Annotated in this window: 21 protein-coding genes and 1 pseudogene; 8 read left to right on the top strand and 14 right to left on the bottom strand. The window is 65.1% G+C overall.

Features of this window, described 5'->3' with window-relative positions:
• Window positions 1-67: 67 nt before the first annotated feature.
• From QOU61_RS04675 to QOU61_RS04660, 4 genes are all read right to left on the bottom strand, one after another.
• Window positions 68-274 (bottom strand): DUF6494 family protein, encoded by a 207-nt coding sequence (locus QOU61_RS04675; RefSeq protein ID WP_289656963.1) that lies wholly within the window; start codon window positions 272-274, stop codon window positions 68-70.
• A gap of 51 nt (window positions 275-325) precedes the next feature.
• Window positions 326-601: a hypothetical protein gene (locus QOU61_RS04670; protein ID WP_289656962.1), complete on the bottom strand. Its 276-nt coding sequence runs from the start codon at window positions 599-601 to the stop codon at window positions 326-328.
• Between the two features lie 112 nt (window positions 602-713).
• Entirely contained in the window at window positions 714-2,624 is a 1,911-nt protein-coding gene (locus QOU61_RS04665) for a propionyl-CoA synthetase (RefSeq protein ID WP_289656961.1), read from the bottom strand.
• 170 nt (window positions 2,625-2,794) lie between these two features.
• Window positions 2,795-3,571, bottom strand: coding sequence for a tetratricopeptide repeat protein (locus tag QOU61_RS04660; protein WP_289656960.1), 777 nt, complete (start codon window positions 3,569-3,571; stop codon window positions 2,795-2,797).
• 184 nt (window positions 3,572-3,755) lie between these two features.
• On the opposite strand from QOU61_RS04660, the gene QOU61_RS04655 reads away from it, so the two are divergent.
• The gene (locus QOU61_RS04655; protein ID WP_289656959.1) at window positions 3,756-4,526 is read left to right on the top strand and encodes a hypothetical protein; all 771 of its coding nucleotides are present in this window, start codon (window positions 3,756-3,758) and stop codon (window positions 4,524-4,526) included.
• 27 nt (window positions 4,527-4,553) lie between these two features.
• Here the strand turns inward: QOU61_RS04655 and QOU61_RS04650 are convergent, their stop codons facing one another.
• From QOU61_RS04650 to QOU61_RS04635, 4 genes are all read right to left on the bottom strand, one after another.
• A complete protein-coding gene (locus QOU61_RS04650; protein ID WP_289656958.1) occupies window positions 4,554-5,357 on the bottom strand; it encodes an SDR family NAD(P)-dependent oxidoreductase in 804 nt (267 codons plus the stop codon).
• A gap of 616 nt (window positions 5,358-5,973) precedes the next feature.
• The gene (locus QOU61_RS04645; protein WP_502876885.1) at window positions 5,974-6,387 is read right to left on the bottom strand and encodes a DUF1850 domain-containing protein; all 414 of its coding nucleotides are present in this window, start codon (window positions 6,385-6,387) and stop codon (window positions 5,974-5,976) included.
• Window positions 6,348-8,453, bottom strand: a complete 2,106-nt coding sequence (locus QOU61_RS04640; RefSeq protein WP_289656956.1) for a TRAP transporter permease — start codon at window positions 8,451-8,453, stop codon at window positions 6,348-6,350. Before QOU61_RS04640 ends, QOU61_RS04645 begins: the two co-directional genes overlap by 40 nt.
• A 149-nt stretch (window positions 8,454-8,602) precedes the next feature.
• Window positions 8,603-9,550: a TAXI family TRAP transporter solute-binding subunit gene (locus tag QOU61_RS04635; RefSeq protein WP_289656955.1), complete on the bottom strand. Its 948-nt coding sequence runs from the start codon at window positions 9,548-9,550 to the stop codon at window positions 8,603-8,605.
• A gap of 151 nt (window positions 9,551-9,701) precedes the next feature.
• Between QOU61_RS04635 and QOU61_RS04630 the strand changes: the two genes are divergently transcribed.
• Complete coding sequence (locus QOU61_RS04630; protein WP_289656954.1) at window positions 9,702-10,874, top strand: choice-of-anchor I domain-containing protein; 1,173 nt, start codon at window positions 9,702-9,704, stop codon at window positions 10,872-10,874.
• A gap of 16 nt (window positions 10,875-10,890) precedes the next feature.
• Here QOU61_RS04630 and QOU61_RS04625 read toward each other — a convergent pair whose 3' ends face one another.
• Window positions 10,891-11,898 carry an HpcH/HpaI aldolase/citrate lyase family protein gene (locus QOU61_RS04625; RefSeq protein WP_289656953.1) on the bottom strand — a complete coding sequence of 336 codons (1,008 nt, stop codon included), beginning with the start codon at window positions 11,896-11,898 and terminating at the stop codon, window positions 10,891-10,893.
• Window positions 11,895-12,374, bottom strand: coding sequence for a hypothetical protein (locus QOU61_RS04620; protein ID WP_289656952.1), 480 nt, complete (start codon window positions 12,372-12,374; stop codon window positions 11,895-11,897). The genes QOU61_RS04625 and QOU61_RS04620 overlap by 4 nt, the downstream gene beginning before the upstream one ends.
• Before the next feature lie 348 nt (window positions 12,375-12,722).
• Between QOU61_RS04620 and QOU61_RS04615 the strand changes: the two genes are divergently transcribed.
• On the top strand, window positions 12,723-13,025 hold the full coding sequence (locus QOU61_RS04615; RefSeq protein ID WP_289656951.1) for a hypothetical protein: 303 nt from the start codon (window positions 12,723-12,725) through the stop codon (window positions 13,023-13,025).
• Window positions 13,026-13,100: 75 nt separating this feature from the next.
• Here the strand turns inward: QOU61_RS04615 and QOU61_RS04610 are convergent, their stop codons facing one another.
• Both QOU61_RS04610 and QOU61_RS04605 read right to left on the bottom strand, forming a co-directional pair.
• Window positions 13,101-14,285 (bottom strand): hypothetical protein, encoded by a 1,185-nt coding sequence (locus QOU61_RS04610; RefSeq protein ID WP_289656950.1) that lies wholly within the window; start codon window positions 14,283-14,285, stop codon window positions 13,101-13,103.
• A gap of 49 nt (window positions 14,286-14,334) precedes the next feature.
• Window positions 14,335-14,964, bottom strand: a complete 630-nt coding sequence (locus QOU61_RS04605) for an NUDIX hydrolase (RefSeq protein ID WP_289656949.1) — start codon at window positions 14,962-14,964, stop codon at window positions 14,335-14,337.
• 65 nt (window positions 14,965-15,029) lie between these two features.
• Here QOU61_RS04605 and QOU61_RS04600 point away from each other — a divergent pair, with 65 nt between their 5' ends.
• The gene (locus QOU61_RS04600; protein ID WP_289656948.1) at window positions 15,030-15,452 is read left to right on the top strand and encodes a PaaI family thioesterase; all 423 of its coding nucleotides are present in this window, start codon (window positions 15,030-15,032) and stop codon (window positions 15,450-15,452) included.
• Window positions 15,453-15,587: 135 nt separating this feature from the next.
• Complete coding sequence (locus tag QOU61_RS04595) at window positions 15,588-16,598, top strand: aldo/keto reductase (protein ID WP_289662258.1); 1,011 nt, start codon at window positions 15,588-15,590, stop codon at window positions 16,596-16,598.
• 75 nt (window positions 16,599-16,673) lie between these two features.
• On the opposite strand, the gene QOU61_RS04590 is transcribed toward QOU61_RS04595, so the two are convergent.
• Window positions 16,674-17,825: a glycoside hydrolase family 19 protein gene (locus QOU61_RS04590; protein WP_289656947.1), complete on the bottom strand. Its 1,152-nt coding sequence runs from the start codon at window positions 17,823-17,825 to the stop codon at window positions 16,674-16,676.
• 432 nt (window positions 17,826-18,257) lie between these two features.
• Here QOU61_RS04590 and QOU61_RS04585 point away from each other — a divergent pair, with 432 nt between their 5' ends.
• Window positions 18,258-19,583 carry a tetratricopeptide repeat protein gene (locus QOU61_RS04585; RefSeq protein ID WP_289656946.1) on the top strand — a complete coding sequence of 442 codons (1,326 nt, stop codon included), beginning with the start codon at window positions 18,258-18,260 and terminating at the stop codon, window positions 19,581-19,583.
• A 223-nt stretch (window positions 19,584-19,806) separates the two neighbouring features.
• A pseudogene (locus QOU61_RS04575) lies at window positions 19,807-20,927 on the top strand (helix-turn-helix transcriptional regulator).
• Here the strand turns inward: QOU61_RS04575 and QOU61_RS04570 are convergent.
• On the bottom strand, window positions 20,867-21,439 hold the full coding sequence (locus tag QOU61_RS04570; protein WP_289662256.1) for a sigma factor-like helix-turn-helix DNA-binding protein: 573 nt from the start codon (window positions 21,437-21,439) through the stop codon (window positions 20,867-20,869). The pseudogene QOU61_RS04575 and the gene QOU61_RS04570 overlap by 61 nt on opposite strands.
• A 283-nt stretch (window positions 21,440-21,722) precedes the next feature.
• Here QOU61_RS04570 and QOU61_RS04565 point away from each other — a divergent pair, with 283 nt between their 5' ends.
• Complete coding sequence (locus QOU61_RS04565; RefSeq protein WP_289656945.1) at window positions 21,723-23,618, top strand: tetratricopeptide repeat protein; 1,896 nt, start codon at window positions 21,723-21,725, stop codon at window positions 23,616-23,618.
• Window positions 23,619-23,741 lie beyond the last annotated feature (123 nt).

The following is a 23,741-nucleotide window of genomic DNA, read 5'->3' as shown; positions in this document are numbered from 1 at the left end:
GACGAGCCACGGATCAATATTCGCCTGACCGGAAACCGAAATCGGGTTGTTGACGGTCGCCGTGTCGTCAGCCGAGCTCGATCTCGTCGTCGATTTCGTGCGAGAGGCTGACGCCGCCGACCGTGAGAACTATCTTGGCCGGCAACTTCTCATGGCCCTTGATGCGGCCCTGGGCGAGCGCGTCGCGCACCGCCTTCTCGATCTCGCGCTGCGAGGTGATGCCGACCTTTTTCAGAAACCGGCGCAAACTGCCGTTGAACACGTCTTCGTCCATGCGGGCCTCCGCGGCACAAGTGAAGATTGCTTCCGAACCGCCAGCAGCAGCCTATTGGGGACGCTCCGGGTGGCTCATCATATAGTCGCCGAGGTCGCGCTGGCGACGGTCGGCGCGGGCCTGCGCCTGGTTGCGCTGGGCGTCGCGGTCCCTCCGGCAATAGACATATTCGGGCGAGGTCGGCGTGTACTTGCCGTTGGCGCGGCAGAAGGTGTCGTCGTCCTCCGCCAGGGTGCTTTGCACGGGCGGCGGCTCGCCACGCTCAAGGCAACCCGCGAGCAACGGGGCTGCCAGCAAGGTGATCGAGACGAGGCGGAACGTCTTCATTTGCAGCTTTCGCGAGTTGCGGGCGCGTACCCCTCCCCCTTGTGGGAGAGGTAAATACGCCGCCCGTTCAAAGAGCCAATTGCGGGGATTGTAAGTCGGACTGAGCGGCCCGTCACACCCTGCCTTTCAGAGCATCTCCGATCTCGTCGAGCACCTTGGGGTCCTCGATGGTCGCGGGCATGGTCCAGGGCTCGCCATCCGCGATCTTCTTGATGGTGCCGCGCAGGATCTTGCCCGAGCGCGTCTTGGGCAGCCGCCCCACCGTGATCGCGAGCTTGAAGGCGGCAACGGGGCCGAGCTTGTCGCGCACCAGCGCGACGATCTCCTTTTCCACCTCCGCCGGTGATCGGGTCACGCCCGCCTTCAGCACCAGGAAGCCGCAGGGCACCTCGCCCTTGATCGCGTCATGGATGCCGAGAACCGCGCATTCGGCAACGTCCGGATGCGAGGCGAGGATCTCCTCCATGCCGCCGGTGGAAAGCCGGTGGCCGGCAACATTGATGATGTCGTCGGTGCGGCCCATCACGAAGACATAGCCGTCCTCATCCTTGTAGCCGGCGTCGGAGGTTTTGTAGTAGCCGGGAAACTCGCTCAGATAGGCTTCCCCGAAGCGCTCGTCCTGCTGCCACAGCGTCGGCAGGCAGCCCGGCGGCATCGGCAGCTTGATCACGATCGAGCCCATGGTGTTTGCCGGCAGCGGCTTTGCCGCCTCGTCGACCACGTCGACCTGATAGCCCGGCATCGGCACCGTGGGCGAGCCGTGCTTGACCGGCAGCATCCCCAGACCCACCGGGTTGCCGGCGATGCACCAGCCGGTCTCGGTCTGCCACCAATGGTCGATGACGGGCACCTTGAGCTGGGCCTCCGCCCATTCCACCGTCGGCGGATCGGCGCGCTCTCCGGCGAGGAACAGCGTGCGGAATTTCGAGAGATCGTATTTGCGGATGAACTTGCCTTCCGGGTCTTCCTTCTTGATGGCGCGGAACGCGGTCGGCGCCGTGAAGAAGGCCATCGCCTGGTGCTCGCTGATCACGCGCCAGAACGCACCCGCATCAGGCGTGCCCACCGGCTTGCCCTCATACATGATCGAGGTCGCGCCATGGATCAGCGGACCGTAGACGATGTAGCTGTGACCGACCACCCAGCCGATGTCGGAGCCGCACCACCAGATCTCGCCGGGCTTGACGCCGTAGAGGTTGAACATCGACCATTTCAACGAAACGAGATGCCCGCCATTGTCGCGCACCACGCCCTTCGGGATGCCCGTCGTACCCGAGGTGTAGAGGATATAGAGCGGGTCGGTTGCAAGAACGGGCACGCAAGGCGCGGCCTTGCCGGCGGCAAGCGCCTTGTCGCGCAGGCTCGCCCAGTCATGGTCGCGCCCGGCAATCAGGTCGCAGGTCTCTTGCTCGCGCTGCAGGATGATGCAGGCTTCGGGCTTGGCCGAGGCGAGCCGGATCGCCTCGTCGAGCAGCGGCTTGTAGTGCACGATGCGACCGGGCTCGAGCCCGCAGCTTGCCGAAAGAATGAGCTTCGGCCTGGCGTCATCGATGCGGGTGGCAAGCTCCTTGGCCGCAAAGCCGCCGAACACGACGCTGTGCACCGCCCCGATCCGCGCGCAGGCCAGCATCGCCACCACCGCCTCCGGCACCATCGGCATGTAGAGGATGACGCGGTCGCCCTTGGCGACGCCAAAATCCTGCATGATGGCGGCAAGCGCCTGCACCTCCTTGAGGAGCTCGGCATAGGTGAACTTGCTGATCGTGCCGGTCAGCGGCGAATCGTGGATCAGCGCCACCTGCGCCGCGCGACCGCCGGCAACATGGCGATCGAGCGCGTTGTAGCAGGTGTTGACCACACCGCCGGCGAACCAGCGGCCATAGATGCCGAGCGCGGGATCGAACACCTTCCTTGCCGGCTCGATCCAGTCGATCTCACGCGCCGCCTCGCCCCAGAATCCGATCGGGTCCTTCAGCGAGCGGGCATGGACCTCGTGATACCGGTTCTTCTCGTGGATGGTCATGGTTCGCTCCCGCCTGTGCCTTTTATTGTCCTGAGCATGGCCGACTGCCGCCCCGCCATGATCCGGATCAATGCCGGCCGCCTTCTCCGAAGCCGGATTGTCACGCTGGGCCGGCCAGTTTCAAGCCGAAAGGCGCTCCGTCTTTGGCCTAAAGGGCGGCCGATCGGTACCTATTTCCGGTCGATCGCCTGCAGACGGTCGAGCCGCTCGCGCAGGGCGCCGCGCAGGTCGTAGCCGCCCTGGCCGAAGGAGGCGTTGCGGCGTGCGATGAATTCGTCCTGCTCGCGCTGCAGGACGCGGCCCGCGCGCGGATCGGACGATGCCGCCTCGCGCACCACCTTGGTGTTGAGCGCATTGATCTCGCGGTCGAGATCGGCAAGCTCCGGACTGGCGCAGATCGCCTTCTCTACCTTTCGCCGCGCGGCGGCGCAATTGAAGCTCGGCTTGCCGGCGACCGCCATCAGCGCGCCGATCCGTTCCAGTTCCAGCGACAGCGACTGGTAGTTGCTCCGCGCTACGGCATGGTCCGGGTTGAGCTTCACCGCCGCACCAAAATCCCGAAGCGCCCTGGCGCGCTCGCCCTTGCGGCGCCAGAGCTCGCCGCGGGCGCTGTAGGCATCCGCAAGCTGCGGCTCGAGCCGCAGCAGCGCGTCGTAGTCGCCGATGGCGCGGTCGACCATGTCCTTGCGGGCGAAGGCGGCGGCACGGGCGGTCAATGCGGTGACGCGGTCGGCGCGCTGGGTCCGGTCATTGTCGACCAGCACTCCGCAGGCGGCGATGATCCGCTCGTCGTCGCGGCTCGTCGCCGCGGCGGTACAGGGTGCGGGATCGACCAGCGGCTCCTTCACCAGCTCGGTGCCGGTGGCGCGGACCGCCTCCGGCCGCGTCAGCGGCACGAGCGCGGCCAAAAGGCCGCCCAGCATCACGATCGTCGGAGCAACGCGCATCGGACAGAGTTGACAAGGTCCCTGAGTCGAGGCCGCCGATCTGCCATGGCAACGGCGGCATCTTTGCGGCAATCATACACGCAGAACGGATGCTGCGCTGGATAACCGTGAACGGCCGCATCGGACCTCGGGATCGGCCGGAAAATGAATTGAACCCGGCGCGGCCTGCGCAGACTCAAAGGACATGACGACCTTGACTGATGACCGTCGCACGAGCGCCGCTGCCATTGCCGCTGCGCGCTATTTTTATTTCCATATGGCGCTGGCCTGCGCGGCCGTCGCTTTCCTGGGCTTTGCCCCGACCTACTGGCTGCCCCTGGCCCAGCGTTCGTTCTCGGCAACACCCGTGATCCATGCCCATGGGGTGCTGTTCTTCGCCTGGAGCCTGTTCTTCGTGTTGCAGAGCTGGCTTGCGGCCTCGGGCCGCATCGTCAGCCATCGCGACATCGGCATGATCGGCGTGTCGCTTGCGACCGCCATGACCATCATGGGCTTCCTGGTCTCGGTCAATGTGATGAAGCGGTCGGCGGCCGTCGGCCAGACCGACGCCGGCATCGCCTTTTCCATCGTGCCGCTCAGCGGGATCGCGTTTTTCGCCGTCGTCTTTGCGCTTGCTGTCGCCAATGCGCGCAGGCCCGAGACGCACAAGCGCCTGATGCTGCTTGCCGGCATCTCCATCCTGGATGCGGCGGTGGCGCGCTGGTTCCTGACCTTCCTGGCGCCGCCGGGACCACCCGGTCCTCCGCCGGTCGCCGTGACGATCGCGCCGGCCTTCGTCGCCTATCTTCTGCTGGTGGTTGCCATCGTGCACGACTGGCGCGCGCGCGGCAAACCGCATCCGGTCTATGTGGTCGGCGGGCTGGTGCTGGTCGCGATCAAGCTCTTGAACTGGCCGGTCAGCACGACGGCGGCGTGGCATACGTTCGCCGGCGGCATCTTCGCGCTGGCGCAGTAGGCAAGTGTCGCCCCAGGGCGACAAAACCTAAACCGCCCGGCAGGTGATGCCGCCATCGACCACGAGCTCGATGCCGGTGACGTATTTCGATTCGTCGGAAGCAAGGAACAGCGCTGCATTGGCGACGTCCCAGGCATCGCCCATGTGCCCCAGCGGCACCTGGGCGTCGCGGGCGCGCCACATCGCCTCGACGTCGCCCTTGGCATAGCTCGCGGCCAGGCCCGCGGAATGCTCGACCATCGGGGTCTTCATCAATCCGGGCAGGATCGCGTTGACGCGGACATTTTGAGGGGCGAACTCGACCGCGGTGGTCTTCGTCATCTGGTTCATCGCCGCCTTGGTCGTGCCGTAGGACACGTAGGAGATGCCGAGATGGCGGATCGAGGCGATCGAGGAGATGTTGATGATCGAGCCGCCGCCCTGCTTCGCCATGATCGGGATCACGTGCTTCATCGCGAGATAGGCGCTCTTCAGGTTGACCGCGAACACGCGGTCCCATTCCGCCTCACTGACGTCGACGACGCTGCCCATCTCGGCGATCCCGACATTGTTGTCGAGCACGTCGATACGGCCATGGGCCTTCACGCAGGCCGCCACCATCGCCTCGACCTCGGCGGCGCGCGCGACGTCGGCCGTGAACGCGGTCGCCTTGCCGCCTTCGCCGGTGATGATCTTCACCGTCTCCTCGGCGGCAGCGCCATTGCGGTCGACGCAGAACACGCTCGCGCCCTCGCGCGCAAAGGTCACCGCGGTCGCCTTGCCGTTGCCCCAGCCCGGCCCGATCGAGCCGCCGCCGACCACCATCGCGACCTTTCCCTTGAGCCGATCCATCGCGTTCTCCCTCTGTTTTGCACTGCAGTCTGTTCAGCGGACCAGAGTGGAAGTAGCTTGAGCAGAGTACCCATGGATTTGCTAACTCGTTCGTTCTCAAAGAAGAACTCGAAGCGAATCCACTATCAAGAGCTTATCGGCGGACCGCCCTGCGAGGACAAATTCCACAAGGTCAGCTCTTCGATGTTCAAAGCTAACCGCCGCACCGGATGCGTTTAGTCGCCCAAAGAGACAGGTATCGAATGGAGAAGACGCTGTCATATAGCAAATGAAGGCACACGCGCCGGGCTCGTCCTTCGGTGTTAGAAAGCTGTTATCTGAATAGCCATCGATTCTCATATCGTACTCAGGGATTGGAAGAAATTCCTTCCATTCAGACGACGCCTCAAGCGAACGAGACACAATGGACTCATATATCGCAGCGGCGATTGTATCCCAATCGTCGTAGTTATTTGGCTCTCTCCATTGCATATGGGCCTTGTCAGCAATTGGCACCAAGGCAATCAGAGCAGCGTGAAACAACTGAGCAAGCTCATTGACAGATGTAGGCCAAGTTTTTGGAGGCATATGTTATACCTTCCGACCGCGTTCCCGATCGCGCGTCGCTCGGGACAAGTTAGGGATCGTTGCACGCGCTCATGACGGTGACGTTAGCACCGATCGGATGTTCGAAAAGTTGCGAAAGCGTGCGGCAACCGCCATCGACGCATAGCCGCCATTCGCCGGCGGCGCCGGAATTGCCGAGCACCACCTGCGGCATCACTGCCGGCTTCGGGTGCCATTCAAACCAGCCGTCGACGAGACGCGCGTCGGCCGGCGGCTCCATGCCGGCACCAAAGCCCTTGATGCGGGCTGTGACCAGTTCGAGCCCCGAAGGCGTGACCTGCCAGTCTTCCTGCCACGCGGTCTTCTCGATCGAATGCGTCCAGGCCAGCGTGAAAGCCGCAACCGACAGCGCCTTGACGACGCCGCTGGAGACGAGGCACAGGCTCAAGCCGCAGCCACCGCAAGCCGCGCGCGCTGGCGCCATTGCCACAGCACCAGCGCCGCGGTCAGCGCGAATCCGACCGTATCGCTGAAGGCGAAATCGCCGAGCAGGCAGAGCGCTGACGCGAGCCCAACCGCGCGCTCCGCCCATGTCATCCGCGCGAACAGGAAGCCGATCGCGACCATGCCGAACAGGCCGATCGCAACCAGCGCCTTGAAGGTCGCGAGCGCGACCGCGCCGTAGAAGCCGAGCGTCGCCGCCATCGGATCGCCGGGCTGCAGCATCAGCGCTGGTGAGTAGACGAAGATGAAGGGAATGACATAGCCGGCGAGCGCGATCCGCATCGCCTCCCAGCCGATCTTGTCGGGATTCTCCCTGGCGATCGGGGCCGCGGCAAGTGCTGCGAGCGCGACCGGCGGCGAGAGATCGGCCATGATGCCGTAGTAGAACGCGAACATGTGGCTTTCGATCAGGGGCACGCCGAGCTTGGCCAGCGCAGGCGCGGCGAGCGCGGCGGTGATGATGTAGGTCGGTATCGTCGGGATGCCGGTGCCGAGCAGGATCGACAGCACCATGGTCATGACCAGCGCGAGGAACAGGCTCTTCTCGCCGAGCCCGATCACCCAGCTGCCGAAGATGGTGCCGACGCCAGTCTGCGTCATCATGCCGATGATGACGCCGACGATGGCACAGGCCATGCCGACGGTCAGCGCGGATTTCGCGCTGTCGGCAAGCGAATCGCGACAGGCCTTCAAGGTGGCGCGGCCGCCCCGCGTGATCGCGGCGAGCAGCACCAGCGCGAACACGACGCCGGCGACCGGCATGATCTCGAGCCCGTTGCGGGAGAGCGCGCCGACCACGAGCGCAAGGCCGAGCCAGAACAGGTAGCGCAGCGCGTTGGAGGGGAAGCCGAGCGTGATGCTGGCGCCGAGGATCAGCGCCACCGTGAGCGCAAGCCCCATGCTGCCTGCATAAAGCGGCGTGAACCCCTCGAACAGCATGTAGACCAGCGCGGCGAGCGGCAGGACGAGATACCAGCGCGCCACCAGCGCCTTCCAGGCGCTCGGGATTTCCGACCGCTTCATGCCGACGAGGCCGTGCTTGCCGGCCTCCAGATGCACCATCCAGAAAGCGGAGGCGAAATAGAGGATCGCCGGGATCACCGCCGCCTTGACGATCACGGAGTAATCGACCCCGAGCGTCTCGGCCATGATGAAGGCGACCGCGCCCATCACAGGCGGCATGATCTGGCCGCCCATCGAGGCGGTGGCCTCGACGCCGGCGGCAAAGGCGCGGCGGTAGCCGAACCTGATCATCAGGGGAATCGTGAACTGGCCGACGGTGACCACATTGGCGACGCCGGAGCCGGAGATCGTGCCCATCATGCCCGAGGCGAACACCGCGACCTTGGCCGGGCCGCCGCGGGTGCGGCCGAACAGGCCGAGCGAAACGTCGGTGAAAAGCTGGATCATGCCGGCGCGTTCGAGGAACGAGCCGAACAGGATGAACAGGAAGATGTAGGTCGCCGACACATAGATCGGCACGCCGTAGAAGCCCTCGGTGCCGTAGGAGAGATGGCTGATCACCTGGTCGAAATCATAGCCGCGGTGATTGAGCGGCGCCGGCAGATACTGGCCGAAGAACCAGTAGAGCAGGCAGGCGCCGCACATCAGGGGCAGCGCGAGGCCCATCAGCCGCCGCGTGCCCTCGAAGATCAGGATCGCGAGCAGCGTGCCGACGGCAAGGTCGAGCGTGGTCGGATCGCCGTCACGCGCGATCAGGTCGGCATAGAAGATCCATTGGTAGATGCCGCAGGCAAAGCCGGCGGCGCCGATCAGCCAGCCCGCGGCGCGGCCGACATTGCTCTTCGCGGTGAAGTTGCCGATCAGGCCGAAGGTCAGAAGGATCAGGAAGCCGACATGGACGCCGCGCACGACCTGGCTCGGCAGCACGTTCCAGGCGGCGACCACGAGCTGGAAGGCCGCAAACAGGATGCCGATCGCGTAGGCGAGACGCCCCCACCATCCGGGGCCAAAACCTTCCGGAAAGCCGTGCTCGAAATTGTCGAACTCGACCTTGATCGGCGTCTCGCTCCCGCTTTGCTGCATCGACTCGTTTCCCCGTGCCCGCGGCGTTATATATCACCGGCGCAATTCCTGGAGATACGTCATGGCCGGGTTTGTCCCTGCCATCCACGTCTTTGATCCATGCGAAATTCAAGGCGTGGATGCCCGGGACAGGCCCGGGCATGACGGCGCTACTTCACCAAGCCCTTTTCCTTGTAATAGCGGATCGCGCCGGGATGCAGCGGCACCGGGCTGCCGGACGCCGCCGTCTCCAGCTTGATCTCCTTGCCGGCGGCATGCGCGTTGGCGAGCTCCGGCAGCGATTCGAAGATCAGCTTGGTCATCTGATAGGCGAGATCGTCGGAGACGTCGGAGCTCGAGACGAGGTAGTTCACGACGGCTGCGGTCGGAACGTCCTTGTCCTGGCCATTATAGGTGTTGGCGGGGATCGTCACTGCGATGAAGGGCGGCCCGATCTTGTCGACGATCGGCTTCGGCACCGAGACCACGGTGATGTCGGTCGCGGTCGAGAGGTCCTTCAGCGAGGCGACGCCGAGCCCTGCCGATTGCAGGGTGGCGTTGAGCTGCCGGTTCTTCATCAGGTCGACGGATTCGGCGAACGGCAGATATTCGACCTTGCCGATGTCCTTGTAGGTCATGCCGGCGGCGGCGAGGATCGCGCGCGAATTGAGCTCGGTGCCCGACTTCGGGGCGCCGACGGAAAGGCTCTTGCCCTTGAGGTCGGCGAGCGTCTTGATGCCGCTGTCTGATGTCGCCACGATCTGGATGTAGTTCGGATAGATCGCAGCGATGGTGCGCAGCTTGTCGAGCTTCTTCTTGAAGCCCGCCTCCTCGTCGCCTTCCCATGCCGATTTCAGGGAATCGCCGAGCGTGAAGGCGAGTTCGCCGCGGCCCTGCTGCAGCAGGATCAGGTTCTCGACCGACGCCTTGGTCGCCTGCACCTGCGTCTTCACGCCTGCGATCTTGTCGCCGTAGATTTTGCCGATCGCGACTCCGAGCGGATAATAGACCCCCGACGTTCCGCCGGTCAGCACGTTGATGAAGCCTTCGGCCTGCGCGGGTGCGGAAAAAGCCATCGCCGCCGCTGCAACGGCAGCGGCAACCATTTTCGAAATCATGCGCCAGATACTCCCCAAATTTAGCCGGCGAAATTGTCCGGACCGAGCTCCCCGGTCAACCCATCCTTACTGGTAAGACCCTGCTTCTGTGCGTAATCTGGTACCCGCGAAGCCGGCCCCGGAAGCCGGCACTATCGGGAGAACGCCTCACATGCTTGTCAACCGTCTCGTTGGATTGTCGCTGGGAGCGGTCATGCTCGCCGGCTCCGGCCTGCTTCATTCGGCCGCAGCCAAGCCGTTCATGATCGTCGGGCTCGACGAAAAGGTCTCTTGGGATGCCGACGGCAAGACCGTTCTTGCCGCACCCGGCAAGGACCAGGTTCTGATCGTCGATCTCGCCGACCCGGAAAACCCCAAGACCGTCGCCACCCTGCCCCTGAAGAACTCGGTGGTCGGCCCGCCGGTCAACGTCGACATCGATCCGAGCGGCACGGTGGCGCTGGTCGCCGATTCCGTCGATGCCACCAAGGACGGCGATGCCCTGAAGCAGGTGCCCGACAGCAAGATCTATGTCATCGACATGAAGGCCAACCCGCCGAAGCTGGCGGCAACGATCACCGGCGGCAAGCAGCCCTCGGGCCTGAGCTTCAGCCCCGACGGCAAGATGGCGCTGGTCGCCAACCGCGCCGACAACTCGATCAGCGTGCTTTCGGTCAACGGCACCGACGTCAAGATCACCGATACGGTATCGATGCCCGACAGCGTCGCGCATGTGGTGTTCACGCCGGACGGCAAGCGCGCGCTCGCGGCGCGCTTCCCTGCGCACAAGGTCTCGATGCTCGACGTCGCCGGCGGCAAGGTGACCTACAACAAGATCGATCTGCCGACGGGTCAATGGCCCTACAACATCGTGGTCGCGCCCAACGGAAAGATCGCGCTGACCTCGGACAATGGCGGCGCCGGCTCATCCGACGGCAGCGTCGATACCGCAAGCGTGATCGACCTCGAGGCCAATCCGCCGCGCATCATCGACCGTGTGGTGGTCGGCGACGGGCCGGAGGGTCTTGCGATCAGCCCGAAGGGCGACCTCGCGGTCTCCGTGATCCTGCGCGGCTCCAACATGAAGAACGCGTTCTTCTACCAGAAGAACGGCAGCATCTCGGTGTTGAAGATCGACGGCAAGAAGGTGACGAAGACCCAGGACATCGAGGTCGGCGGTCTGCCGGAAGCAGCGGTGTTCACGCCCGACGGCAAGTACATCCTGGTCGGCAACTTCCTCAGCCAGGACTTCTCGATCCTGAAGGTGAATGGCGGCAAGGTCACCGACACCGGCAAGCGCTTCAAGGTGCCGGGCCATCCGGCCTCGGCGCGGATGGGGCACTGAGGCGCGACGATTTTGCTCAAATCGACGAGCGAACTCTGTCGTCTCCCCTCCCCCTTGCGGGGAGGGGCTCACCCTGCCGCGGTGACGATCGCGACTCACAGGACCCCTGCGCCCACGCCCGTATCGCCTCGCCGCGTGCGATAAGGCGCCTGGCGTTGGCATAGGTCGGCACCTCGACCAGCGAGCCGTCGAACTCGACCCGGGCCTCGCCTCTCGCCCGCGCCGTCTCGAAGGCCGTGACGATCTTTCGCGCGCGATCGAGCTCCTCGTCGTCAGGCGAGAGAATGCCGTTGACGATGCCGGCATGGCCGGGGTCGACCAGACTTTTGGCGACATAGCCGAGCCGCCGCGCCCAGCGCGTGTCGCACGCCACGCCCTCGGCGTCGCTCCAGGTATAGGGACAATCCACCGCGACCACGCCGCTTGCCACGCATTCGACGACGAAACGCTGCCGGCAATAGGCCAGCTCAACGCCATCCGGCGCGCGCTCCGCACCGAGATCGGCGGCGAGGTCTTCGGCGGCCAGGAGGCACGCGGTCACGCGCGGGCTGGCTTTCGCGATCCCGTCCGTCTGAACCAGGCCGCGCGCGAATTCGATGTTCGGCAGCAGCGCGGTCGCGCCTTGCGGAATGCCATAGTCGCGCTCGAACCGCGTCACCGCCTCGTCGAGGCGGACGATGTGGCAGGGCTCGGCGACCTTGGGCAGCGCAACGATGTCGGGCCGGCCGCGCATGACCGCGGCGAGATCGTCCATGCCGTCGCCGTCGAGCGGGTTGACGCGCACCGCAGCAACCGCTCCCGCCGCGCGCCAGGCAGCATAAAGCTCGGTTGCGATCTGCCGCGCCTGCGCACGCAATGCCGGCGGCGTGAAATCCTCGAGCTCCTGGATCAGGACGTCGGCGCCGGACGCCGGGGCATCAATCAGCACGCGCTCGTTGGCGCCTTCGAGGAACAGCCAGGAGCGGCACAGCGCCGCCGGACGCAGCCGCGCCCCCTCGGCGCCTGCTGCCGCCGGCGCCGTCACTGGAAGTTCATGTCAATGCATTTGGAGATGTCGGAGCCGAGCCCCGAGGAGATCGTGATGCAGCCGCGCACCTTCTGCGCGGTCGTGTCGGCCGCCCAGATCGAATAGCCGCCCTGGCCGAAGAAGGAGTTGGTGTTCGGCGGCTCGGTCTCGGCGGCATCGAAAGCGTAGCTGGAATCATTATCGAAGATACGTGGCTTCTTGCTGCAGCCGCCGTCGGCCTGCACGTTGATGACTTCCTTGTTGTCACGGGTCAGCGCCAGCGAGACCTGGCAGCGGAAATATTCCGACGTCTTGGCGTTGAACAGGTAGGCGTAGGATTTGCAGGTCGCGGTGTTAAGCTTGCCGGCGGAAAGGCCGCGGCTGCAGGAAATCCGCTGGTTGTTGGAGAGCCTGAACTCGTCGGCATGGACAACGGAGGCCAGCGTCACCAGCGCAAACGCAGCACCTGAACAGATTTTAATGACGTGGTTCATCCGAATCATCCCCATGACTTGTTATAAGCCCCGAGCTCTAGTGTCCCGAATCCGAAGTTCGCATTATTTCGCAGCAACCTCTTAGGCGAACTTCGGATTCGAAGGACACTAGGAATCTTGAAATTCCAGTGTGGTTTGGTTCAGAAATTCGCTTGACGCACTCGCCGATAAAATGAAGCGAATTTCTGAACCACCACACTAGACCGAATCCGGAACATAGTCGCGACGGTGGACGCGGGAAATCACAAAGTCTTATGCTGCCCGCGTCCGGCCGCCTGATCGCAACCGGGGGCTAATCGATTGACGCGGCGTTCGTGATTTGTTCAAGATGTCATTGGGGAGGATGAGATGACGGGATTTTACAGGCACTTTTTGATCGCAGCCGCGCTGAGCGTGCTGGCCACGCCGGCGCTGGCGCAAGCCGCAGCGCCCACGCCGTGGGAGCTCAACTCCGACATGGGCTATGCCTATGACAAGGAGGGCAAGACCTTCGCCTACAAGATGGGGACCAACAATGCCGGGCTGCTCCTGAAGGGCGCCAAGAAGGTGCCGAAGGGCACGCTGTTCTTCATCGGCCAGAACGGCCAGCTCTATATGCGCAGCGGCCCCTATCTCGAGGGCAACGGCAAGTTCATGTTCGGCTCGAATTGAGCTTCCGCGGCCCACGCTTACGCCGATGTACCCTCTCCCCTTATGGGAGAGGGTGATCGAGTCAATGGCTGAAATCTAAAACGACGCCGCCAGGTCCCGGGCGCCCGGCAGGCTTGAGTTTGAATCCATCCGGCTGTCGGTGACCGCGAGCAGCTTCGCCACCGTGTTGTGGCGGCTTGCGACCGGGTTGCGCTCGTAGCCGCCGCGCTGGAAGAAATTCGAGGTCGGCACCTGCTCGCGCATCGCTTGCGGCATCGTCACCATGTCGAGCCCGGTGCCGTCTCCGGTGAGGTTCATCATCTCGAGCTCGGCCGCGGTCAGCGGGCGCGTATAGCCCTTGGCGCGCGCAAACAAGACCGACGTCAGCAGCTTGTGGGTCTGCAGCATCGGACCGACGTCGATGTCGAGCACCATGGCGTGCAGCGCCCAGCCCTGCTCGGTGTCCGCAAGCTTCTCGTGCGCCGACCAGTCGTCCGGCACGGAGCGCGCATAGGCGACCATCTTCTTCAGCACCGCGAGCTTGTAGTCCATCGCCTTGCGCTGCGGGCCCGAAAACTGCGCCGCCCGATCGGTCAGCGCGCGGATGAATTCGGGGCCCATTTCGGCGAGCAGCTCGACGCTGTTGGTGGTCAGGAGCTGGTTGTAGCCGATCGCGGTCGAGATCGCGCGGCCGCTGCGCAGGCCCGACTGCATGTCATAATTGCCGTTGCCCCCGGTCTCGAACGAATAGACCCGCACCGCCTGCTCGCGTGTCAGCCCGGCGGCCGCGGCGTAGCGCGCATAGACGCGCTTGAACTCGATCTCGCTCGAAGGCTTCTGCGGCGTCCACTGGAAATGCTGCTGGGCCGCCTGCAGCAAATCGGCGACGACGGGAATGGTTTTGCGCGGGCGCGGCTTGCCTTCCTCCGGCTCCGGGTTCACCGGCCGCCTCGGCCCGGTATAGACCGGCGGTTGCGTCAAGACGTAGTCATCGAGCGTGATCGGCGCCCGCTCGCGCCGCTTGGCGTTGCGGCCGCGCCGCTTCTCGGCGACGGCATTCCAGTAGGCGCCGGCTTCCGCCTCGAAGGCGCCGCGCACTTCCTGGTATTCGGCGAGCTTGCGGCGGTATTCCGCGATCGCCTGCGGCGAGGCCGCTTGCGCCATCGCATCAAATGTCGCGCGCGGCGGTTCCCGTGCAACTTGCGCATGCGCGCATGGCGCGGCGAGCAGCCAGGCGAGCGCGACGATCGGGAACCTGAGGCGAATCGATGGGCTGGACATGCGCTTGTTTTAGCAAGCGCAGCGCGCAAGTCAGCCCCGCAGAATGCCGCTATTTCCAGGCAAATACCGGCTGCTCCAGCTCGGCAACGCGGGTATCGCGGCCCGCCAGCACCTCGCGGAACTGGTAGATCATCGCCGCGGTGGGCGCGTGGATCAAATGCCCGTCATGGTGAAAGCGGATCACCCGCCGCGTGCTTTCCGGAATCGAGACGAAATCGAACGCGTCGGCGCGCTCGATCGCATCAAGCCCGACGGCATGCACCGACGCGACTTCCGCCGGATTCGGCCGCACCGGCGCGCCGGCCGCCGCCCACACCACGACGGGCGTGACGAGATAGCCGGAGCGGGTCGGATAGGCGTCGAGCAGGCCGAGCACGGCATTGGCCGCGAGCTTCAGCCCCAACTCTTCCTCCAGCTCGCGCAGCGCCGCATCGACCGGCGTCTCGCCGACGTCGCAGCGGCCGCCCGGCAGCGCCCACTGCCCGCGATGGGCGCGCAAGGACGCGGCGCGCAGCGTCAGGAGCAGTGCGGTCTCATCGAGACCCTCCCTGGAGGCGGTGAGCGCGATCGCGACCGCGGCAGGTTTCAGCGCGGCCAGCGCAGGATCGGCGGACGCGCGTGCAAACGCCGCGCAGCGCGCGGCGATATTCCGCCTCGTGGCATCGTCGAACCGCCTCATGGTGCTTGACTACACGATCTCGGCACTTGATGAAATGACGAGAAGCCTGCAATGGGAAGCGCAGAATGATCGACAAGGCTGCGGCACGGCTCAAATCCGACGGCTGGAAGATCGTCGAGGGGACCGGCTTCATCGAGCTGGTCGGGCCGCTGTGGCAGCGCGAGCGCGACGGCGGCCATGAGTTTGCGTTGCCGACCGAGCACAAGCATCACAACCGCCGCGGGCTGGTGCAGGGCGGCGTGCTGATGACCTTCGCCGACCGCACCTGTGGCATGACCGCACGCTTCGTCACGGGAAAACCGATGCTGGCCACCGTGCAGCTCGACATGCATTTCGTCGAGGCGGGCAAGATCGGCGAAATCCTGATCTCGCGGCCGCGCGTGGTGCGCTCGACCCGCAGCCTGATCTTCATGACCACCGAGATCACGGTGGAGGCCCGCTGCATCGCCATGGCGAACGGCGTGTTCAAGATCCTCAAGAGCGAGTAGCCACAGTCATTGCGAGGAGCGATAGCTCCGAAGCAATCCAGCCTTCCTGCTCACTTTTTCTGGATTGCTTCGCTGGCGCTCGCAATGACGGCGGCCAATCGCTATGGTGACGCCACCACATCCTCGGGGATTTCGATGCAATATCGCCAGCTCGGCCGCAGCGGCCTGAAGGTTTCGCCGATCTGCCTGGGCACCATGATGTTCGGCGGCCCGACCGATGAAGCGACCGCAACGCGGATCATCGCGAAAGCGCGTGAGGCCGGCATCAACTTCATCGACACCGCCGACGTCTACAATGGCGGCAAGTCCGAGCAGGCGGTCGGGCGCGCGATCGCCAACAACCGACAGGCCTGGGTGCTTGCCACCAAGCTTGCCAACCCGATGGGCGACGACCCCAACCGCGGCGGGCTGTCGCGGCGCTGGGTGCTCGCCGCTGCCGATGAAAGCCTCAAGCGCCTCGGCACCGACTTCATCGACATCTACTACCTGCACAAGGAAGATCATGCGACGCCGCTGGAGGAGACGGTGCGCGCCATCGGCGAGCTGATCCGCGCCGGCAAGGTGCGCTATTTCGGCGTCTCCAACTACCGCGCCTGGCGCGTCGCCGAGATCTGCAATATCTGCGACCGGCTCGGCATCGATCGCCCGGTCGCAAGCCAGCCCTACTACAACGCGATGAACCGGATGCCGGAGGTCGAGCACTTTCCCGCCTGCGGCTATTACGGGCTCGGCATCGTGCCCTACAGCCCCTTGGCGCGCGGCGTGCTCACCGGCAAATACAAGGTCGATGCCGCACCCGACAAGGACAGCCGCGCCGGCCGCAACGACACGCGGATGATGCAGACGGAATGGCGGCCGGAATCGCTGAAACTCGCCGAGGTGATCAAGCACCACGCGGAAGCGAAGGGCATCACGGCCGGCCAGTTCGCGGTGTCATGGGTGCTGAACTCGTCCTTCGTCAGTTCCGTGATTGCCGGCCCCCGCACCGAGGCGCAATGGGACGATTATGTCCGCGCGCTCGACTATCGCTTCACCGCCGACGACGAGGCGCTGATCGACCGCCTCGTGGTGTCGGGCCATCCCTCGACCCCGGGCTTCAACGACCCGGCCTATCCGATCGAGGGACGGAAAGCGCGGACGGGATGACGGCCGTCACCTCCCGCGCGACGCGCCGCGGCAGCGCACCGCGGGTCCGGCCGACAGCAGGCGGAGCGCGAACCGCTATTGATTGTTGAGCGCGGCCAGCATGGCGTTCGAGTATTTCACCCGCCGTGCGTGATCCTGCATCTTGCGCCCGTTTACCCGGAGGGTGATCTCCGCCAGATTCCATCTGTCGGCGAAGGGCAGGCACCCGCGCGATGAGAGATACCAGCAGCCGGACATCGCGGCGCCCTCGGCCGTTTCGCAATAGGTGGAAACCTGCTCCGCGGTCATGCCGATCGCCGCGCCGAACTGGTTGTACTCGTCCCGACCGGTGAGCTGGATCAGGCCACGGCCGCGGAATCGATAGCCGTCGCCCGACGCCTCGTTCCCGTTGCCGAGCTTGTTGGCATAGATGAAGTTGCCGAGCTTCTCCGGCTGATGGGCATAGGGCGCCGCGTCCGCCTCCGTCTTGAAGGTCGAGGGCCAGACCTGCATCATGCGCGCAGCGCTGTAGTTCATGTTTTCGATCACCTCATTGAACGTTTCGCCGGCCTCCACCATGAACTGCCCGATCGCGGCAGCCACGCGCTGGTTGTTGGTCAGGGAAAATTTCTGGAAAGCCTGGGTCAGCGCCGGCTCCCACTTCGCCCGGTCGATCCCCGCCGCCACGCGGGCCAGCGCGGGTCCGAAGTTCGGGACCGTGCCGGTGATGATCGCGGGCGCGGGAACGGCGGCGACATGCTGGGAGATGGCCGACAGTTGCTGCACGGCATTCGACAAGGCCAGCGCATGGGTGTTGAGCGCGGCCACCTCGGGCGCCGCGGCGGGCGGCGGCGGAGCGACCGCCGGCGGCGCTGCCGGCTGGACTGGCGCAGGAGCGGCAGGCGCCCCGCCTGCCGGAATGACGATCGACATCGAATTCTCGATGAAGTCCGCGCCGGCATAGCCCGATAGCGCAATGCCGAGCAGGACCTTCACGTTGTCAGGATCGATCTTGAGCAGGTTGTTCAGTCCCACCGCGAGACCGGCGAGGATGCCGGCGATGAATCCGATCATCAGGCTCAGGAAGAAGTAAGCCGTGCTGAACGAGGTCTGCTGGTCCGGCTGTCCGGAAAGCCGCCCGGCGCTCTTCAGGCCGACCGCGGCCCTGATGCCCTGGCCCAGCACCCCCATCAACCCCGACAGCAGCACAGCACCCAGAATATCTCCGGAAGCGACAGGATCGGCCATAAGAACCTCCCGATGAAAAATGACTTGCTCAAAAAAGAAGAGATCAGTTTGAGGTGATGCCCTTCGACTTGAAGCTCGCAAGCTCGGCGACGCTCGCGGCTCCGCCCTGCGCGGCATTCCCCGCAGCGATCCAAGCGGGCCGCCCCGCGAATGGCAAGCGGGGAAAGCGACATTATTTTTATTTGCATCCAATGGTTGAATATGGAATCATGACCGAAGAGGGGCGCTGCGCGCGTTTCGCCAACGCGCGCGGGTTGATCGGCGTGTCCGAAGATCTCCGAAAAAGGCCGCTCGCCGCGCCCTCGGCTTGTCCCCAGCTGGGGCCAAGGCCGAGAATTGCGCCTTCGTGCGTGTTTCAACCTTCCGGCGACCCGGTTACGATCCGCCCCTGGCAACGCCACTCGTAAAATCCAGACAGCGGCCGGGACAGCGATGTCACACCAGGATCGGTACGGGCTTCCAATTTCCACCACGTCGTTCGATGCCGCGGCAGCCTATCGCGACGGCGTCGACCGGATGCTCGCGGGCTGGCCGGGCGCGGCGGAAGCATTCGATCGCGCTGCCACCGCCGATCCCGATTTCGCGCTCGCTCATATCGGCCGCGGACGCATCCATTCGTTCTACCAGCAGGGCGATGCGGCACGGGCGAAGGCAGCGCTGGCGCGCGAGGTGGTCGCGCGGCTCGGCGAGGCGCGTGAGAGGAGCCATGTCGAGACGCTGGCGCTCGCGATCGAGGGACAGGTCCCCGCGGCACTTGCTTGCGCGCTGAAACATCTCGACGCCTGGCCGCGCGATGCGGTGGTGATGTCGCTGCCGCTCGGCGCCTTCGGGCTGTTCGCCTTTTCCGGCATGGCCGATCACGACCGGGCACGGCAGGACCTGTGCGACCACCTCGCGCATCACTATGGCGAGGACTGGTGGTTCCTCACCTATCACGGCTGGTCGCTGACCGAGAACGGCGCCGTCGCCAAGGGCCGCGCGCTGACCGAGCGCGCGCTGGGCTTGCGCCGCGAGAATGCGCATGGCGCGCATGCGCTGCTGCACGCGATGTTCGAGGACGGCTCGATTGCGGACGCCGACGCGCTGGTCGAGGAATGGATTCCGATCTATCCGCGCTCGGGGATCCTGCACGGCCACATCCGCTGGCACCAGGCGCTCGGCGCGCTGGAGCGCGGCGACGCGCAAAGCGCGCTCGCGATCTATGCCGACGTGCTGCAGCCCGCGGCAACCCAGGCGCCGCCGCTCAATGCTGTCACCGACGGCGCTTCGCTCTTGTGGCGGCTTTCGGCTTACGGCCATGCCGTTCCCGGCGAGCTGTGGCGCGAGGCCGACGCATCGGCGCAGAACAGCTTTCCGAAATCGAGCCTGCCCTTTGCCGACGTGCACATGGCGCTGTTGTCAGCCGCAACGCATAACCACGCGGCGCTGCAGGCGCGGCTGGCCGTGATCGAGCAGCGGCTCGCCGATGGCAGGCTCGCCGCAGGCGCCGTGGTGCCGGCGATCTGCCGTGCCATGCGCGCCTTCGCGGATGCGGATTTCGCGGCTTGCGTCGGCTCGCTCGCCCCTGTTCTCAACGAGGTGGCGCGGATCGGCGGCAGCCATGCGCAGCGCGAGCTGATCGAGGACACCTTCATCGTCGCCCTGATGAAGAGTGGCGACCTTGCCCGGGCGCGCGGCCTGCTCGACCAGCGCCTGCACCGCCGCCCCTCGATGCGCGATCGAAGCTGGCGCGACGCGATGCCGGCCTCACCAACCTGAAATCGGCATTTCGCGGCTCGCACGCCTCACCCGGCGACGCGATCGTCGTCGATGCCGGCGCGCTGACCAATGCGATCATCGGCGGGATCATGTCGACGCTTGCGGAAAAGCAGGGGGTCGCGGGCTTCGGGAATGACCCGAGGCGGGAATTTTCTTGCCCGCGGGGTTTCTATAGAATGATAGCCTGCGGCCGACGTGCAACAGCTGCCTGATGGATGGGTTCATGCCCGCAATGAGCGCGCTTTCGGATGTCATCGAGACCATCTACGACGCGGGCATGGAGCCCGCCTTGTGGAATGACGTCGTCGTCAAGATCAGGGATTTCGTCGGCGGCAATGCCTGCGGGCTGTTTTCGAAGGATTCGATCAGCAAGTTCGGCCTGACGCATTACTATTGCGGCGCCGATCCCGATTATATCAGCCGCTATTCGGAGACCTATTGCCGGTTCGATCCTCTCTCCACGCTGCCAGGCTACGGAAAGGTTGCCAGCATTCCGGATCTGGTCGATTACGACGAGTACCGGCACGGACGATTTTACCAGGAATGGCTGAAGCCTCAGGGCAGCATCGATGCGGCCAACGTCGTGCTGGAAAAGTCACCGTCCAGCCGCCCGGTCCTCATGACCGTCCTCTCGGGCAAGCGGATGGTCGACAAGGAAATGCGCCGCGCATCGCGCTCATCGTGCCTCACGCCAATCGCGCGCTGATGATCAACAGGGCGATCGAAGCAAGACTTGCGGAGGCGGCCGAGTTCGCCGAAACGCTGAACGGTCTTGCCGCCGGCATTTTCCTTCTCGACGCAGCCTGCCGTATCGTCCACGCCAATGCGGCCGGTCACCGAATGTTGGAGACAGACGATTTCCTGCGCAGGCTCGGCGGCCGGCTGAGCACCAGGGACGTCCAGCTCAATAATGTGTTGCGTGGAATTTTCGCGGACGGCAGCCGCGCGGCGGCCGCCGCCAGGGACCGTTCCCTGCTGCTGGCCGCCCATGACGGCGAACGCTACGTCGGCCATGTGCTTCCGCTAGCGTCCGTGATGCGGGACGGCATGCAGCGGCCATCCGGGGCGGTTGCGGCGCTGTTCGTGCAGAAGGCAGCGCTGGCCGTGCCATCCTCCCATGATCTGCTCGCGCGCACCTTCGGCCTGACGCCGAGCGAGACCCGGGTCCTCTTCGCGATCGTCGAGTTCACCGGCGTTTCGGAAGTCGCGCAATCCCTCGGCATCGCCGAGACGACGGTCAAGACCCATTTGAAACGGGTGTTCGCCAAGACCGGCACCAGTCGTCAGGCGGACCTCGTCAAGCTTGCCGCTGGATTTTCGAGCCCGCTGCTTGCCGCCGAGTAGCTCGCCCGCGTGCTTCGGCTGCGGGCGGATGGGCCGCGATCGAGCGACCGCGCCAGCATCCGCCGCGCGCGAACCAGCCGCGACATGATTTCGCTCGTCTGCAGCGACGTCACCTCGGCGATCTCCCTGTAGGACAGCGCCTCGATCTCGCGCAGCACCAGAACCTCGCGGAGCCGTCGCGGCATCGTTTCGATGGCCAGGCGCACCGCGCCCGGATCCGAATCGGCTAGGCCGGCGGCCCCGCCCCTGTCGTCATCCGAACGGAGGATGGATGACGCAACGGCAACTGATAACGGCTTCCCCGCGGGTCCACAGTTCTGCCGATGCGTTCGCCGGCGGGCGGTCAGCCACGTCCGGTAGCAATCGCGCACGATTTTGAGCAGCCGGGCCCGACCGTTTCGGCCGGCGTCGGATCCGCGCCGGCAGTGAAGGAATGCCGCGTGGACGATGTCTTGTGCCGTACCGGCATCACGGCTCAGAAACCGCGCAAAATTGTAGGCCGCATCGAGCATGTGCACGTGCCCATTTCCCGAATTGATACCGTTATGCATTCGCAGCCTCGCGCTACCCGATGCGATTGTCTTATCCCGATTGCCGGAGCGATCGTCCGAAGCCCCGGACGCGCGGATCGTCTGGACCAAGGCGGCGCACGCTTCAATGGAACGCGGATGCCGTTTTGCTGGAATCGCGGTCCCCTGAAATGCAAAACGAAATGAGCGGCTTACGACGAGAACTCCCCCGCCCGTCGGCGCGCGGGCGCGGCTGCACCCGCCGGTTCGAGAGGAATGATGCGCCATGACCCACGCCTCGCTACTCGCCAGACGCGCGAGGTTTGGGGTCTTCGAAGCCGATCCGAGGAGCGGTGAGCTGACCAAGAACGGCCGGCGGGTGCGCCTGCAGGAGCAGCCGTTCCAGTTGCTCTCGGCCCTGCTGCAGCGGCCCGGCGAAGTCGTGACGCGCGAGGAGCTTCAGGGCCTGCTCTGGCCGCGGACGATTGTCGACTACGACCACGGGCTCAACAAGGCCGTCAGCAAGATCCGCGAGGCACTTGGCGATTCCGCGGAAAACCCGCGCTTTGTCGAAACCGTCGCGCGCCGCGGCTATCGCTTCCTTGCCGACGTCGCCGTGATCGACGATCGCGCGGCCAGGGCGTTCGTGGCAGATCCCGCGACCAACGCTGCGCCGGCCCCCGATCATGCGCCCGGCGCCGGCGGCACCCTGCGAAAGCCGGCCGCGTGGATGGGATTGACGCTGCTGTCGATGGCCGCACTCCTGGCCTGTCTCCATCTCTGGTCACCGAGAGCGCAGGCCGCGCATTCACTCGCGGTCTTGCCGCTCGTCAACATGTCGGACGATGGCTCGCAGGACTTCCTGGCGGACGGAATGACGGCGGAGCTGATCACGCAGCTCGGGAAGGTCAGTTCGCTCCGGGTGATCTCGCGCACCTCCGCGATGGCCTACAAGGGCGCCAGCAAGTCGCTCGCCACGATTGCCCGCGAGCTTGACGTCGACGCCGTCGTCGAAGGCACCGTGACGCGTTCCGGCACGCACGTGCGAATATCGGCCGAGCTGGTCCACGTGCCCGACGACAAGCATATCTGGGCAAACAGTTATGAGGGAGACGTTCGCGACTCGCTGACGCTCCAGGCTCAGGTTGCCCGCGCCGTCGCGCACGAGGTGCAGGCCACCTTGAGCCACGGCGAACAGGCCGCGCTCGATCGCGCTGGCGTCGTCGATCCCCTCGCCTACGAGAACTATCTCAAGGGACGTTTTTTCCTCAACAAGCGCACCGGAGACGACCTCAGAACGGCCATTCGATATTTCCGCCAGGCCATCGAAACCGATCGGAGCTATGCCGAGGCCTATTCGGGTCTCGCCGATGCCTATGCGCTGGCGGGCGACTGGGAGTATGGCGTTCTCTCCAGCCGGGAGGCCTTTCCCAAGGCTGTCGAGGCTGCGACGCGGGCGCTGGAGCTCGACAACACGCTCGGCGAAGCGCACGCCTCGCTCGCCTTCGCGCTCGATCTCTACGGCTGGAATTGGGATGTCGCCGGCTCCGAGTTCGAAACCGCCATCCATCTCAATCCCGGTTATGCCACGGCGCACCACTGGTACGCATGGCATCTCATGCTGATGGGCAAGAACGCGGAAGCGATCGCGGAGCTCAGGCGCGCGCAAAGCCTCGATCCGCTCTCGCTGATCGTCGGCGCCGATATCGCGGATGCCCTGTGCATCAACCACGACTTCGACGCCGCGATCGAATTGATCGGCAGGACGCTCGAGCTTGATCCGCGATTTGCCGTCGGCCATTTCGAGCTCGGGCAGGCGCTGGCGCAATTGCATCAATTCGACCAGGCGATTGCGGAATTCCAGAAGGCCATCGACATCTCCGGGCACAGCAGCGTGCTCGATTCCAACCTCGCCTACGCCTATGCGGCTTCCGGCCGCAAGGCAGAGGCCGCCAGGATCGCGCGGGACATGGAGGCACAGAGCGCAACCTACCCGTCGCCGGAGGCACACATTGCCCTTGTCCATGTCGGGCTTGGAGATCGCGACACGGCATTCGCCTGGCTCAACAAGGCCTATGGCGCCGGATTCAATCCATCGATCCTGCTGCGGCCCGCATTCGACCCGATCCGGACCGATACGCGATTCAAGGACCTTTTGCGCCGTATCGGCTTGCCCACCTGACGCACGGGTCTGGCGCGCTGCGCGCGTGCCCGAGCCCGTTGTGCTCTCACAACCAGATATCGCCTCTGTCGCTCTGGGTTGCAGCGCTCGACGGCGGAATCGATCGGCGCCCCAGCCATCGGG

It is taken from the genome of Bradyrhizobium sp. NP1 (assembly GCF_030378205.1).
In the GTDB taxonomy this organism is placed as follows: Bacteria; Pseudomonadota; Alphaproteobacteria; order Rhizobiales; family Xanthobacteraceae; genus Bradyrhizobium.
The sequence above is the reverse complement of the archived record's forward strand: the minus strand, read 5'-3'. Positions and strand labels throughout refer to the sequence as shown.